This is a genomic window from Candidatus Nealsonbacteria bacterium, assembly GCA_026016225.1.
GTDB lineage: Bacteria > Patescibacteriota > Minisyncoccia > Minisyncoccales > JANBVM01 > Nealson33H.
Genome location: CP061210.1, coordinates 618,744 through 631,568, shown reverse-complemented (window position 1 = coordinate 631,568; position 12,825 = coordinate 618,744). Strand labels below are relative to the sequence as shown.

The 12,825-nt window shown below is 33.0% G+C and carries 20 protein-coding genes; all 20 read left to right on the top strand.

Features of this window, described 5'->3' with window-relative positions:
* The 20 genes from rpmC to IB617_03400 all read left to right on the top strand — a co-directional run bounded on the left by rpmC (window position 1) and on the right by IB617_03400 (window position 12,770).
* Window positions 1–183 carry a 50S ribosomal protein L29 gene (rpmC, locus tag IB617_03495; protein ID UZE93189.1) on the top strand — a complete coding sequence of 61 codons (183 nt, stop codon included), beginning with the start codon at window positions 1–3 and terminating at the stop codon, window positions 181–183.
* Window positions 184–244: 61 nt separating this feature from the next.
* The gene (rpsQ, locus tag IB617_03490) at window positions 245–523 is read left to right on the top strand and encodes a 30S ribosomal protein S17 (protein UZE93188.1); all 279 of its coding nucleotides are present in this window, start codon (window positions 245–247) and stop codon (window positions 521–523) included.
* Complete coding sequence (gene rplN, locus IB617_03485; GenBank protein UZE93187.1) at window positions 486–857, top strand: 50S ribosomal protein L14; 372 nt, start codon at window positions 486–488, stop codon at window positions 855–857. Before rpsQ ends, rplN begins: the two co-directional genes overlap by 38 nt.
* Window positions 854–1,159: a 50S ribosomal protein L24 gene (locus IB617_03480; GenBank protein ID UZE93186.1), complete on the top strand. Its 306-nt coding sequence runs from the start codon at window positions 854–856 to the stop codon at window positions 1,157–1,159. The genes rplN and IB617_03480 overlap by 4 nt, the downstream gene beginning before the upstream one ends.
* Entirely contained in the window at window positions 1,156–1,713 is a 558-nt protein-coding gene (gene rplE / locus IB617_03475; GenBank protein ID UZE93185.1) for a 50S ribosomal protein L5, read from the top strand. Before IB617_03480 ends, rplE begins: the two co-directional genes overlap by 4 nt.
* A 39-nt stretch (window positions 1,714–1,752) precedes the next feature.
* Complete coding sequence (locus tag IB617_03470; protein UZE93184.1) at window positions 1,753–1,938, top strand: type Z 30S ribosomal protein S14; 186 nt, start codon at window positions 1,753–1,755, stop codon at window positions 1,936–1,938.
* A 4-nt stretch (window positions 1,939–1,942) separates the two neighbouring features.
* Window positions 1,943–2,329 (top strand): 30S ribosomal protein S8, encoded by a 387-nt coding sequence (gene rpsH, locus IB617_03465; protein UZE93183.1) that lies wholly within the window; start codon window positions 1,943–1,945, stop codon window positions 2,327–2,329.
* A gap of 21 nt (window positions 2,330–2,350) precedes the next feature.
* Window positions 2,351–2,902 (top strand): 50S ribosomal protein L6, encoded by a 552-nt coding sequence (gene rplF / locus IB617_03460; GenBank protein ID UZE93182.1) that lies wholly within the window; start codon window positions 2,351–2,353, stop codon window positions 2,900–2,902.
* Window positions 2,903–2,948: 46 nt separating this feature from the next.
* Window positions 2,949–3,350: a 50S ribosomal protein L18 gene (locus IB617_03455; protein UZE93181.1), complete on the top strand. Its 402-nt coding sequence runs from the start codon at window positions 2,949–2,951 to the stop codon at window positions 3,348–3,350.
* A gap of 29 nt (window positions 3,351–3,379) precedes the next feature.
* A complete protein-coding gene (locus IB617_03450) occupies window positions 3,380–3,862 on the top strand; it encodes a 30S ribosomal protein S5 (protein UZE93180.1) in 483 nt (160 codons plus the stop codon).
* Between the two features lie 26 nt (window positions 3,863–3,888).
* Entirely contained in the window at window positions 3,889–4,323 is a 435-nt protein-coding gene (locus IB617_03445) for an uL15 family ribosomal protein (GenBank protein ID UZE93540.1), read from the top strand.
* Window positions 4,324–4,334: 11 nt separating this feature from the next.
* Complete coding sequence (secY, locus tag IB617_03440; GenBank protein ID UZE93539.1) at window positions 4,335–5,618, top strand: preprotein translocase subunit SecY; 1,284 nt, start codon at window positions 4,335–4,337, stop codon at window positions 5,616–5,618.
* The gene (locus IB617_03435; GenBank protein ID UZE93179.1) at window positions 5,605–6,285 is read left to right on the top strand and encodes a nucleoside monophosphate kinase; all 681 of its coding nucleotides are present in this window, start codon (window positions 5,605–5,607) and stop codon (window positions 6,283–6,285) included. The genes secY and IB617_03435 overlap by 14 nt, the downstream gene beginning before the upstream one ends.
* The gene (map, locus tag IB617_03430; protein ID UZE93178.1) at window positions 6,282–7,031 is read left to right on the top strand and encodes a type I methionyl aminopeptidase; all 750 of its coding nucleotides are present in this window, start codon (window positions 6,282–6,284) and stop codon (window positions 7,029–7,031) included. The genes IB617_03435 and map overlap by 4 nt, the downstream gene beginning before the upstream one ends.
* A gap of 29 nt (window positions 7,032–7,060) precedes the next feature.
* Window positions 7,061–7,384 (top strand): hypothetical protein, encoded by a 324-nt coding sequence (locus tag IB617_03425; protein UZE93177.1) that lies wholly within the window; start codon window positions 7,061–7,063, stop codon window positions 7,382–7,384.
* 114 nt (window positions 7,385–7,498) lie between these two features.
* Window positions 7,499–8,224, top strand: a complete 726-nt coding sequence (locus IB617_03420; protein ID UZE93538.1) for a glycosyltransferase family 2 protein — start codon at window positions 7,499–7,501, stop codon at window positions 8,222–8,224.
* Window positions 8,211–9,278 (top strand): DUF4921 family protein, encoded by a 1,068-nt coding sequence (locus IB617_03415; protein UZE93176.1) that lies wholly within the window; start codon window positions 8,211–8,213, stop codon window positions 9,276–9,278. The genes IB617_03420 and IB617_03415 overlap by 14 nt, the downstream gene beginning before the upstream one ends.
* Before the next feature lie 4 nt (window positions 9,279–9,282).
* The gene (gene tpiA / locus IB617_03410) at window positions 9,283–10,005 is read left to right on the top strand and encodes a triose-phosphate isomerase (GenBank protein ID UZE93175.1); all 723 of its coding nucleotides are present in this window, start codon (window positions 9,283–9,285) and stop codon (window positions 10,003–10,005) included.
* A 377-nt stretch (window positions 10,006–10,382) separates the two neighbouring features.
* Window positions 10,383–10,931: a hypothetical protein gene (locus IB617_03405; GenBank protein UZE93174.1), complete on the top strand. Its 549-nt coding sequence runs from the start codon at window positions 10,383–10,385 to the stop codon at window positions 10,929–10,931.
* 24 nt (window positions 10,932–10,955) lie between these two features.
* The gene (locus IB617_03400) at window positions 10,956–12,770 is read left to right on the top strand and encodes an alanine--tRNA ligase (protein UZE93173.1); all 1,815 of its coding nucleotides are present in this window, start codon (window positions 10,956–10,958) and stop codon (window positions 12,768–12,770) included.
* The last annotated feature ends 55 nt before the right edge of the window (window positions 12,771–12,825 follow it).

The window sequence follows — 12,825 nt, the reverse complement described above, 5'->3', positions numbered from 1 at the left end:
ATGAAGATAGATAAATTACAGAATAAATCTAAATCAGAATTAAAAAAACTTATAGCAAATAAGAGAGAAAAATTAAGGGTTTTACGTTTTCATTTAGCAGGTGGAAAGCTAAAAAATGTTAGAGAAGTTCGACAAACTAAAAAAGACATTGCAAGAATATTAACCATTCTTCGTGAAGCGTGAAACATGAAAAATATAAAATAATCCTCCCCATATCGGAGGGGGGTCAAGAGTGAGTACCACTATGCCTAAAAAACAATTAAAAGGTATAATTATTTCAAACAAAATGCAAAAAACAGTTGTGGTTGAGGTTGAAAGAATAAAGGAAAGCCCAAAGTATAAAAGGAGATATAAGATTCATAAAAAGTATAAAGCCCATGATGAAAAAGAAGAATATAAGATTGGAGATAGGGTTATAATTAAAGAGTGCAGACCCTTAAGCAAAGGGAAGAGGTGGAGAGTTATTAAGAAAATAAACAGTTTCTATGATTCAAATAAGAACAATAATAAAAGTAATAGATAATAGCGGAGCAAAGATTCTTCAATGCATTCATGTTTTAGGTGGTAGCAAAAAACGTTATGCTCGAATTGGTGATGTTGTCGTCGGAACAGTAAAAGTAGCAGAACCGAGAAGGGAGGTGAAAAAACATGATGTAGTTAGAGCTTTGATTGTAAGACAGAAAAAAGAATATCGGAGGCGTGATGGTTCTTACATTAGATTTGATGATAATGCCTGTATTATCTTAGAAGGAAAAACAAAAAACCCAAGAGGAGGAAGAATTTTCGGTCCTATAGCAAGAGAAATAAAAGAAAAAGGTTTTGAAAAAGTAATAACTTTAGCAAGAGAAATTGTATGAAAATACGCAAAGGTGATCAGGTTCTGGTTATTTCTGGCAAATATCGGACTAAAAAAGGTAGGGTTTTAAGGGCTCTCCCGAAAGAGAGAAAAGTTGTAGTTGAAGGAGTAAATTTGATAAAAAAACATCAAAGAGCTAAAAGAACAGGAGAAAAAGGTCAAATTATCGAAATGCCTTCTCCAATAGATGTTTCAAATGTGAAATTAATTTGTCCTAAATGTGGAAAGTCCACAAGGATAGGTTATAAAATTATAGATAACAAAAAATATCGCATCTGTAAAAAATGCGGCAAAGAAGTATGATTGGTATAACTGAAAAGTACAAGAAAGAAGTGATTTCGGCTATGATGGAAAAATTTGGCTATAAGAGTAAGATGGCTGTTCCAAATATTGAAAAAGTGGTAGTGAATGTTGGGTTTGGGAAATTGATTTCTGGAAAAACTTCAGATGAGCAAAAAAAGATTTTAAATAGTATTTCAAATGGTTTAACCCTAATTACCGGTCAACACCCCATTCTAACTAAAGCAAGGAAGTCAATTTCTGGTTTTAAAATTCGTAAGGGTTCTCCAGTTGGAATTATGGTTACCTTAAGGAAGAAGAAAATGTTTGACCTTTTGGAAAGATTGATTCACATAACATTACCCCGTTCCCGAGATTTTTCAGGTATAAAACCTGATTCTGTTGATAAAAAAGGGAATTTGACCATAGCTATTAAAGAGCACATATCTTTTGCTGAAATTTTACCTGAGAAAGCTAAAATAATTTTTAGTTTAGAGATAACAATAGTTACGACAACCCAAAAACGCGAGGAAGGATTAGAGTTATTAAGATTAATGGGATTCCCCATAAAAAAGTAGTATAAGTAAAACATACCTTCCCAATTGGGTATTATCACTATGCCAAAAAAATCCCTAATTGCTAAAGCAAAGAAAAAACCAAAATTCAAAACTCGAATTGTGCGAAGGTGCTTTAGATGTGGAAGAAAAAGGGGATATATGAGAAAGTTTGGTCTATGCAGAATTTGCTTTAGGGAAATGGCAAATAAAGGTCTAATCCCGGGGGTAAAAAAAAGCAGCTGGTAAAAGTATGGATCCAATAGCTGACATGTTAACATCAATTAGAAACGCCCAGGCTGTTTTAAAAGAAACAGTTAAGATTCCTTTTTCTAAATTAAAGTTTGAAATTGCTAAAATTTTAGAAAAAAACGCTTTTGTTGAAAAAGTTGAGAAAAAAGGTAGGGGAATCAAAAGAATTATAGAAATCAAACTAAAGTATGAAGATAAAAAACCAGTAATATCTGGTTTAAAAAGAATTTCCAAGCCTGGTCAGAGGATTTATCTCAGAGCAAAAAAAATAAAACCTGTAAGAAGCGGTTATGGTATTAGTATCATTTCAACCTCAAAAGGTTTGCTAACAGATGAAGAAGTTAGAAAACAAAACATAGGAGGAGAAGTAATATGCGAGGTATGGTAATAGATAACACATTCACTTTATATGTCCCGAATAGGTAAAAAACCAATTGAAATACCGGAAGGCGTTGAAGTAAAAATAGACTATAAAAGAGTAACAATAAAAGGTCCGAGAGGGGAATTATCCCGAGAAGTTAGACCTGAGATTAAGGTTGAATTGAAAGAAGGAAAAATCTTTGTTTTGCCAAAATCTAAAACAAAAAATACTAAAGCTTTTTGGGGTTTAACTAGAGCTCTCCTGAACAATATGGTAAAGGGAGTAACCGAAGGATATGAAAAGAAGTTAGAAATTCGAGGTTTAGGATATAAAGCTAATGTCGAAGGAGATAATTTAGTTTTAATGGTTGGTTTTACCCATTCCGTTAAGATAAAAATCCCAAAAGAAATTAAAATTTCGGTAGAAAAGAATATAATTACTATTTCAGGTATAGATAAAGAACTTGTAGGTTTAATTGCAGCAAAGACAAGGAAAGTGAAACCTCCCGAACCCTATAAAGGAAAGGGAATTAGATATGTAGGTGAAGAGGTAAGAAGAAAAGCAGGAAAGAAAGTAGTAACAGGAGGCGTAGCTGGATAGAAAATATTATTCGCAAAAATAAATGTTAAAAGACAATAATTAATCTATGAATGTAAAGGGGAAAAGAAGAAAAAAATATAGACGACATAAGAGAGTAAGAGGTAAAATTTCTGGTACAGCAAAGAGACCCCGTCTTTGTGTTTTTCGTTCAAACAAACATATATACGCTCAATTAATTGATGATGAAAGAAATAGGATTATTGCTTCAGCTAATGATTTGGAGTTGAATGTAGTAAAGAAGAGTAAGAAGTCGATAAAGAAAGCTACGGCGGGCAAGGAAGAATTTTCAGGTAAATTAGCCCCAGCATTTGAAGTTGGTAAATTAATCGCCCAAAAAGCCAAAGAGTTAAAGATTAAGGAGATTGTTTTTGATAGGGGAGGATATAAATATCATGGAAGAGTAAAATCATTAGCAGAGGGAGCTCGAGCAGGAGAACTAAAATTTTAATATTAAAAAAATAGTTAAGATTTAATAAAATGAGAAATAAAAGAATAGATAGATTCCAGAGAGATAAAGATGAGTTTGAATCAAAGCTTTTAGATTTAGCCCGCGTTTCTCATACCCGGGAAGGAGGTAGAAAACTAAGATTTAGAGCAGTGATGGTGGTGGGAGATAAGCAAGGGAAAGTAGGAGTAGGAGTAGCTTCAGGTTCAGACGTTGCCAAAGCTATTGAGAAAGCAACTAGATTGTCTAAGAAGAATTTAATTGAAATACCGATTGTCGAAGACACCATTCCTCATCAGGTTGAAGCTAAATTTGGGGCAGCTAAAATACTTTTAAAACCCCAGAGAAAAGGAAGAGGATTGGTAGCCGGGGGAACAGTAAGAATTATCTGTACTTTAGCTGGAATAAAAAATATATCTTCTAAGATTTTGGGAGCAACAAGCAATAAGTTAAATAATGCTAAGGCAATGATTGAGGCATTGAAGAGATTGAAAGTAAGAAAAGACAGGCAATAAGGAAAATGAAAATAAGTGTTACCACTATGCAATTACACCAATTAAAATCAATTCATAAAAGGAAAAAGCAGAAGCGAATCGGACGTGGCGGTAAAAGAGGTACTTATTCTGGCCGGGGAATAAAAGGACAAAAAACAAGGGCAGGCCGAAAAATGGTGCCTCCGATTCGGCAGTTGATTAAAAAATATCCTAAACTTAGAGGGTATAGGTTTAAATCAAGAAAGAAAAAACCAGCCATTATTAACATCAAAGATTTAGATAAAGTTTTTAAAAAGGGAGATTTAATTTCACCTCAGGTATTGATTGAAAAGAGATTAATCCGTAAAATAAAAGGAATGTTGCCAGAAGTAAAAATTTTGGCACAAGGTAATTTGACTAAAAAGTTGATAGTTAAAGGATGTCAGCTTTCAGAAAAAGCCAAAGAGAAAATAAAGAAAGCAGGAGGAGAAATAAAATCATAAAAGCAATTGAAATGTGGTATAACGCAATTATCCAAATATTTAAAGCGAAAGATTTAAGGAATAAAATTCTTTTTGTTTTGGGTATCTTTGTTATTTTTCGAGTAATGGCTAATATTCCTATTCCAGGGATTGATCCTGCGAAAATAAAGGAGTTTTTTGGACAATTTCAACTACTGGGTCTTATGAATATCTTTACGGGTGGTGCACTTGAAAGATTTTCTATTATTATGCTGGGACTAGGTCCTTATATTACAGCCACAATTATTCTTCAGTTGCTAACAATGATATTTCCTAAACTTGAAGAAATGTATAAAGAAGAAGGAGAAGAAGGTAGAAGGAAGTTTGAACAATACGGAAGAATTTTAACAATGCCTTTAGCCATTCTTCAATCTTTTGGAATGCTTACTTTATTTTCTCGTCAGGGATTGATTGGAGAAATTAGTCCTTTAGCTAAAATAAGTTCTATTGTTACCGTTACAGCTGGAAGTATCTTTTTAATGTGGTTGGGAGAATTAATTTCAGAAAAAGGGATTGGAAACGGTGTATCCCTTTTAATTTTTGCAGGGATTATTGCTGATTTTCCTAGAAACTTAGGTCAGCTAATCGCTATTTTTCAGGAAGGAAAAATCCCTTTTTATTTAATTTTGGTTTTCTTTGCTGCTTCTTTGCTTATTATTGCAGGAGTTACTATTATTAACGAAGCAAGGAGAAATATTCCAGTTTCTTATGCAAAAAGGGTGAGAGGAAGAATGGTTTATGGAGGAGCTTCCACTTACCTGCCTTTAAGTGTTAATCCGGCTGGAGTAATTCCAATTATTTTTGCTTTATCGATTTTGACTTTCCCTTCAATGATTGCTAATTTCTTATTAGGTTCTGAAGGTTTTTGGGGTATAGCAGCTCAAGGGATTATAGATTTTTTTAACAACCCCTGGCTTTACGGGATTTTATATTTTATTTTAATTTTCCTTTTTACTTATTTTTATACTCTTATTACTTTTGAACCAGATTCAGTGGCAGAAAACTTGAAAAAAATGGGCGGTTTTGTTCCCGGTATTCGACCCGGCAAATCCACTGCTAAATACTTAAACTTTATATTAAATCGAATTTTACCTATTGGAGCTTTGTTTTTAGCTTTAATCGCCTTAATGCCTTCAATTATTCAAGGCATGACGAAAATTACTGCTTTTAGTTTCTTGATTGGGGGAACCTCAATCATAATTATTGTTTCGGTAGTTTTGGAAACAATAAAGCAAATACAAGCTCAATTAGAAATGAGAGAGTATGATACATTTTAGAAAAATAAAAAATAAAAAAGTCATTATTATTTTAGGACCTCCGGGTTCAGGAAAGGGAACTCAAGCAAAACTTTTGAAAAAGAAATTTGGTCTGGAATATGTTGGAAGTGGAGATTTATTAAGAGCTAGGAAAAAGAAAAAAGATTTTACCGGGATTAAAATTAGTAAAGAAATTGACCAGGGGAAAAGAGTTCCAACGCCAGTTATCTTTAAAATATGGATGGATGAATTTGAAAAGTTTAAGAAAAAGGAGGGATTCAAAGGGATAATTATAGATGGAAGCCCTAGAACTGATTTGGAAGCGGAAATGGTAGAACAGGCTCTGGGATGGTATGGATGGACAAAAAACAAAAGAGTTCTCCTTATAGAAATTTCTCAAAGAGAAGTTATTAAGAGATTAACCAAGAGAAGAATGTGCAGAGAATGTGGGAGGATTATCCCTTTTATTGGTGAGTTTAAAAAACTTAAAAAATGTGACAAATGTGGAGGAGATTTATTTACTAGAAGGGATGACTCAATAGAGGGGGTTAAAAAAAGACTTGCATGGTACAAGACAGATGTAAAACCTGCAGTCAGATATTACCAAAAGAGAGGAGAATTAATAAAAATCAATGGTGAACAGAGTATTGAAGATGTTTTTAAAGATGTCTTAAAAGTTGTGAAATGATTCCTATAAAAACAGAGGAAGAAATCAAAATAATGTCAGAAGGTGGTAAGATTTTAGCTCAGATAATGAAAGAATTAGAGAAAAGAATAACGCCCGGAATTACCACCAAAGAATTAGATAGACTCACAGAGAGTCTAATTTTTAAATACAAAGTAAAACCTTCCTTTAAGGGATATGAAGGATATCCGGCTGCTTTATGTACTTCAATAAACGAAGAGATTGTTCATGCTTTACCTTCTAAAAGGGTTTTGAAAGAAGGAGATATAATATCTTTAGATTTAGGTATTTTTTATAATGGTTTTCATAGTGATATGGCAATTACCTTACCTGTAGGAGATATTAAACCCGAAGTGAGGAGGCTTTTAAGAGCTACAAAAAAAGCCTTAAAGAGAGGAATTAAAAAGGCACGTATTGGAAATACTTTTGGTGATATTTCAAATACAATTCAGAGATACGCAGAAAACCAGGGTTTTAATGTTGTAAAAGAGCTTTGCGGTCATGGAATTGGGAGAAAATTACATGAAGAACCTCAGATATTAAATTATGGTAAAAGAAGGACTGGGCCTAAGATTAAAGAAGGTATGTGTTTTTGTTTAGAGCCAATGTTAACAATGAGAGGATATGAGATTAAAAAATCAAAAGATGGATTCGGCCTTGAAACAAAAGACGGTTCTTTATCAGCACATTTTGAACATACATTAATTGTAACCAAAAAGGGTTGTCAGATATTAACAAAATTTGAGTAATAAGATATAATGAAAGTTGGTGGAATGAAATGCCAGAAATTACAGAAGTAATGGAGGAAAAAGATTTGGAAATAGATCAGCTAATGAAGAAGTTCGAGAGTTCTTTTAAAGACTTAGATTCTGAAATTGCTGAGACTAAGAAGAAATATTTTAAAAATTTTCTTCAACAGTTAAAACCAGAAGAAAAACAGAGAGTGGGGGAGATGACGTGGATGGAGATTCATCACAATTTTTGCAGGAACAGAAGCAAAAAAATACATATTGTAGCTCTTAGACTTTTATCTGGTGAAGAAAAAAAGACTTTAGTTCCTTTTGTTAAAGCTTGTAAGTGCGGTTTTATATTCATAATATGAGACATATCTCGAGTGAAGTGTCTTTTCTAAAAGTTCTTTTCAATCTTTTCTGAGGCTGAGGCCTCTTTTTTATTTATTTTGAAATTGTGATAAAATGAAAAAATGTTTCTAGAAATTCATCTTTCAGTTATTATTCCTGCTTATAATGAGGAAAAGCGGTTACATAAAACTTTACGAGAGATTGCAAAGTATTTGAGAACCCAATCTTATAATTGGGAAATTTTGCTAGTTAATGATGGTTCAAAAGATAACACAGCTCAAGTTGTCAAAGAACTATCTTATGAAATTGAGAATTTAAGACTGGTTGATAACAAAGAAAATCACGGTAAGGGTTATGTTGTAAGACAGGGAATGTTAACAGCCAGGGGAAAATACAGGGTTTTTACAGATGCTGATAATTCAACCTCCATTGACCAGGTAGAAAAAATGTGGCCAGAATTTAAGAAAGGATATGATGTTGTCATAGGTTCCAGAGACATAAAAGGTGCTGTGCTTTCTGTTCCTCAAACTTGGCTAAGAAGAAGAATAGGAGATGTTTTTAATTTAATGGTTCAGGTTGTTTGTGGTCTTTGGGGAATCTGGGATACACAGTGTGGATTTAAAGGATTTACAAAAAAAGCTGCAGAAGATATTTTTCCTAAGTGCATAATTGACCGTTTTGCTTTTGACCCCGAGATATTGGTCATCGCTAAAAAAATGGGATATAAAATAAAAGAAATTCCTGTTACCTGGATAAATGATCCAGAAAGCAAAGTGAAAATAAAAAGTATGTTCAGAATGGGAAAAGATTTATTTAAAATAAGATTAAATATGTTCAAGAGTTTATATGAAAAAAGATAAGAAAAAACATTTAAGGTCCGGGATAAAATTTCCATCAGAGCTAAGGTTTGATTTAGTTTCAAAAGATTGGGTAGTGATAGCGACTGGCAGGGGAAAGAGACCCGAAGCTTTCAAAAAAAAGAAAAGGACAGAAATTAAGATGCTCAGAAAAGATTGTCCTTTTTGCAATACTGAAACTCAAGAGCCTCCGGTTTTAGTTTATTTTAAAGGTAAAAAAGTTTTTTTCAAAAAAGGTGAGTTTCCAGAAGAATGGTCTACCCTTGTTATTCCCAACAAATATCCCGCTTTACTCCCTTATTCAAAACTGAAGAAAAAGAGAGAAGGGAAATTTTATCAAACAATGAATGCTGTTGGTTTTTGTGAATTGGTCATAACAAAAGACCATCAGAAACACTTTCCTCATTTTAATACAGGGCGGGTAAAAGAAGTATTTGATGTTTATCAAGAAAGATATTTGAGTTTAATGAACAAAAGATTTGTCAATTATGTTTCAATTTTTCACAATCATGGAGTTGAAGCTGGGGCTTCTCAACCTCATCCCCATTCCCAAATCATAACCACTCCTTTAATTGATATTGATTTAAAGAATGCCCTTTTAAACTCTGAAAGGTATTTTAAAAAGAATAAAAAATGTATTTATTGTGAAATGAATAATTGGGAGAGAAAAGTTAGAAAGAGGGTTATTTTTGAAAATAAATATTTCTTAGCAATCTGTCCCTTTGCTTCAAAAGCAGCTTTTCAAGTTATTGTTTCTCCAAAACAGCACTCAGTATATTTTGAAAGAACTAATGAAGAAGAAAAATGGTATTTAGCAGAAGCCTTTAGAGCATCCATGCGGGCTTTGTATAAAGGGTTATCAGACCCGGCTTATAATTTTTATTTACATACAGCTCCCTGTGACGGCAAAAGCCATCCTCACTATCACTGGCACTGGACAATTTTGCCAAAAACAGCTATTTTTGCAGGTTTTGAAATAGGGACGAGGATGGAAATTTCTACTATTGAGCCGGAAAAAGCAGCAAAATATTTGAAGAAACAAATAAAATTAAAATGAAACCATGGATAAAATTTTCATTATAGGTAATTGGAAATGTAATCCAACAAGCTTAAAAAAAGCAAGTAATCTTTTCAATTCAATAAGAAGAGGGATTGAAGATGTCAAAAATGCAGAAGTAGTAATTTGTCCACCTTTTGTTTATCTATCTTTATTGGGAGCTCCCTCCTCCGCTCGCCGCAGGGCGAGCTACGGAGGACTCGCCTTCGGCTCACAGAATTGTTTCCGGGAAGAAAGAGGCGCTTTTACAGGAGAGATATCTCCTTTGATGCTTACGGATTTGGGTTGTAAATACGTAATTATTGGTCATTCTGAAAGACGAAGTCATTTCTTAGAAAAAGACGCAGAAATTAATAAGAAGCTAAAAGCAGTCCTTAAACAAAATTTAAGACCTATTTTATGCATTGATGAGATTTCTCAAATTAAAAGAGGTATTAAGGGAATTTTAAAAAGCCAAATTAAAAAGATAATTGTGGCTTACGAACCAATATGGGCGATTGGAACTGGAAAAGCCTGTAGTTTTTCCCAGGCCAAAAGATTCAATCTTTCAATTAAAAAGGTTTTAGGAAAGAAACATCCTGTTTTATACGGTGGCAGTGTTAATTCTCAAAATGCCTTAGGTTATATTAAAGAATCCAAATTTCAAGGTCTTTTAATTGGAGGAGCTTCTTTAAAACCAAAAGAATTTATTAAGATAGTTAAACTATTATCTAAAAGTAACTATTGACAAATATTTTAATTTTGCTATTAAATAATTAGTAATTCTAAATTAAATAATTACAGATGATTAAAATGAAAGAAAGAACTGTATTAGAGTTTTTGGGCATTTACCTTTTGATAATATTTCCCTTCATATTGCTATGGGTAGGACTTGGGATTCTTGGTGCTTTTATGTTCGAAGGATATATTCTACAATATATATTTTACTGGGGAGGTTTATTAGGGATGGTATTGCTTACGGCGTTTGTTATCGTACTTTATGATAACTATTTTTAATAATCAAAAAAGTTTTAAAGGGTTTAACCCTTTTTTTTTATCCCGAAGAGTCTTGCCCTGAGCTTGCCGAAGGGTTGATTTTTTATATTTTTTTGTTATATTAAGTATATGAAAGATATCATGCAATCTCGTTTATCTTCTGAGAAAAAAAATCCTGTTTTTGGAGGTTATTTTTATAACCCCACTAAAGGGAGCTTAAAATTAGATCAAGTCATTGATGAGATTTTAGCTTACATAGAATCTGAAACTGATAATTTTTATGATATCATTATTGGTTGTGATTCTTCTTCTGAGAAAGTTCCTAATTTCCCGGTGGCAATTGTTGTTTTGAAAATGGGAGAAGGAGGAAGATTTTTTCTTAAAAAAATTAGCTATAAAAATCGAAAATTTTACTCATGGAAGGAGAGAATATTAGAAGAGGTTTTGTTATCTTGTAAATTGGCCCTTCTTTTTAAAGAAAAACTTGAAAAAAGAATTGAGACTAAAGATAAAAATTATAATTATAGATTTTGCTATATTCACGCTGATATAGGAGAAAATGGAGGCACGAAAGATATGATAAAAGAAGTAGTTGGATTGATTAGAGGAAATGGTTTTGAGCCAAAAATAAAACCCGAAGCATATGTCGCTTCGTCGGTAGCAGATAGATACGCTTAAACTTTTAACTTTGAAATTTAGGTAATGATTTCAAAAGAGATAAGAAAAAAATTCTTAAACTTCTTTAGGAAAAAGGGGCATAAAATTGTGCCTTCTTCTTCATTATTGCCAGAAGATACAACAGTTTTATTTACTACAGCTGGAATGCAGCAATTTACTTTATATTTACAAGGAGAAAAAGACCCTATCGTAGATTTTGGTCGGAGACATTTGGCTTCTTGCCAGAAATGTTTTAGAACGGACGATATTGATAAGGTGGGAGATGATACTCATCATACTTTTTTTGAAATGTTAGGGAATTGGTCGATTGGGCAAGATGCAGAGAAAGGTTATTTCAAAGAAGGGGCTGTTAAATATGCTTTAGAATTTTTCGTGGATGTTTTAGGTTTAGATAAAAATAGACTTTGGACAACTGTTTTTAAAGGCGAGAAGAACATACCTAAAGATGAAGAGTTAAAGAGAATCTGGCAAGAAAACCGAATTCCAGAAGAAAGAATAAGAGAATTTGGAATAAAAGATAATTTTTGGGGACCGGTTGGGAAAAGGGGTCCCTGCGGACCTTGTTCAGAAATCTTTTATGATAGAGGTGAGTCATTTGGTTGTGGGGCAGTTGAATGCGGTCCTAATTGCGGCAATTGCAAGCGTTTTGTAGAATTATGGAATTTAGTTTTTATGGAATATTTTAAAGATGAGGATGGAAGTTATAAACTTCTTTCTCAAAAAAATGTAGACACAGGAGTAGGTTTTGAAAGGTTGGCAGCTCTTTTACAGCACAAAAGTTCAGCTTATGAAACAGATTTATTTTTGCCAGTGATTCAGGAACTTGAAAGAATCTCTTCTAAAAAATATGAGGAATTAAAGGAATTAAAGGAAGAAAAGAGAATTTTTAGAATTTTGGCTGACCACATCAGGTCAATTGTTTTTCTAACAGCTGATGGAGTTCTTCCATCAAACGTGGAGCAAGGATATATCTTGAGACGCATTTTAAGAAGAGCAATAAGATTTGGAAAAGTGCTCAATTTGCCAAATAATTTCTTGGTTCCTTTAGCCAAAAAAGTGATTGAAATTTACAAAGATGTATATCCTGAAGTAAAATCTAAACAAACAGATAGTTTAACCGTAATTCAAAGAGAAGAAGAAAGATTTGAGAAGACCTTAAAAAAGGGTTTGAAACAGTTTAAAAAAATCTCATCAAAAGGAAATATTTCAGGCAGTGATGCTTTCCATCTTTACGATACTTATGGATTCCCTCTGGAATTAAGCGAGGAGTTAGCTAAAGAAAAGGGGATAAAGGTTGATAAAAAAGGATTTAAAGAGGAATTTAAGAAACATCAGGAGATTTCAAGGGCAGGGGTTGAAAAGAAATTTGGTGGAATTGGCAAGGAAGCTACTTATACAGCTACAAAACTTCACACTGCTACTCATTTACTTCATCAAGCCTTAAGGAATGTTTTAGGCTTTCATGTAAAGCAGATGGGTTCTGATATTACCCCTCAACGTTTAAGGTTTGATTTTTCTCACCCTCAAAAATTAACAGATAAAGAACTTAAAAGAGTTCAAGACTTGGTTAACCAGAAAATAAAAGAAGATTTAGAGGTTATAAAAGAGGAATTGCCCTATCAAACAGCCGTAAAATCAGGAGCCCTGGCTTTTTTCAAAGATAAATACCCTGATAGGGTGACGGTATATTCTATTAGGGAGTCTGGAGGAAAAATTTTTTCAAAAGAGATTTGTGCCGGGCCCCATGAAAATAGTACAGGGGAATTAGGGCATTTTAAAATTGTAAAAGAAGAGTCAGCAGGAGCCGGGATAAGAAGAATTCGAGCAATTCTTGAATAAATTCCACCTCATTAATCCTTTTTTAATCCTTCATTTTAAAGTAAAGGATTTTTTG

Coding starts and splice junctions, on each gene's coding strand:
- IB617_03445 (UZE93540.1), top strand. CDS start 3,889: ATGCAATTACACCAATTAAAATCAATTCATAAAAGGAAAAAGCAGAAG.
- rpmC (UZE93189.1), top strand. CDS start 1: ATGAAGATAGATAAATTACAGAATAAATCTAAATCAGAATTAAAAAAA.
- tpiA (UZE93175.1), top strand. CDS start 9,283: ATGGATAAAATTTTCATTATAGGTAATTGGAAATGTAATCCAACAAGC.
- IB617_03415 (UZE93176.1), top strand. CDS start 8,211: ATGAAAAAAGATAAGAAAAAACATTTAAGGTCCGGGATAAAATTTCCA.
- secY (UZE93539.1), top strand. CDS start 4,335: ATGTGGTATAACGCAATTATCCAAATATTTAAAGCGAAAGATTTAAGG.
- map (UZE93178.1), top strand. CDS start 6,282: ATGATTCCTATAAAAACAGAGGAAGAAATCAAAATAATGTCAGAAGGT.
- IB617_03470 (UZE93184.1), top strand. CDS start 1,753: ATGCCAAAAAAATCCCTAATTGCTAAAGCAAAGAAAAAACCAAAATTC.
- IB617_03450 (UZE93180.1), top strand. CDS start 3,380: ATGAGAAATAAAAGAATAGATAGATTCCAGAGAGATAAAGATGAGTTT.
- IB617_03455 (UZE93181.1), top strand. CDS start 2,949: ATGAATGTAAAGGGGAAAAGAAGAAAAAAATATAGACGACATAAGAGA.
- rplF (UZE93182.1), top strand. CDS start 2,351: ATGTCCCGAATAGGTAAAAAACCAATTGAAATACCGGAAGGCGTTGAA.
- rplN (UZE93187.1), top strand. CDS start 486: ATGATTCAAATAAGAACAATAATAAAAGTAATAGATAATAGCGGAGCA.
- IB617_03435 (UZE93179.1), top strand. CDS start 5,605: ATGATACATTTTAGAAAAATAAAAAATAAAAAAGTCATTATTATTTTA.
- IB617_03400 (UZE93173.1), top strand. CDS start 10,956: ATGATTTCAAAAGAGATAAGAAAAAAATTCTTAAACTTCTTTAGGAAA.
- rplE (UZE93185.1), top strand. CDS start 1,156: ATGATTGGTATAACTGAAAAGTACAAGAAAGAAGTGATTTCGGCTATG.
- IB617_03425 (UZE93177.1), top strand. CDS start 7,061: ATGCCAGAAATTACAGAAGTAATGGAGGAAAAAGATTTGGAAATAGAT.
- IB617_03405 (UZE93174.1), top strand. CDS start 10,383: ATGAAAGATATCATGCAATCTCGTTTATCTTCTGAGAAAAAAAATCCT.
- rpsQ (UZE93188.1), top strand. CDS start 245: ATGCCTAAAAAACAATTAAAAGGTATAATTATTTCAAACAAAATGCAA.
- rpsH (UZE93183.1), top strand. CDS start 1,943: ATGGATCCAATAGCTGACATGTTAACATCAATTAGAAACGCCCAGGCT.
- IB617_03480 (UZE93186.1), top strand. CDS start 854: ATGAAAATACGCAAAGGTGATCAGGTTCTGGTTATTTCTGGCAAATAT.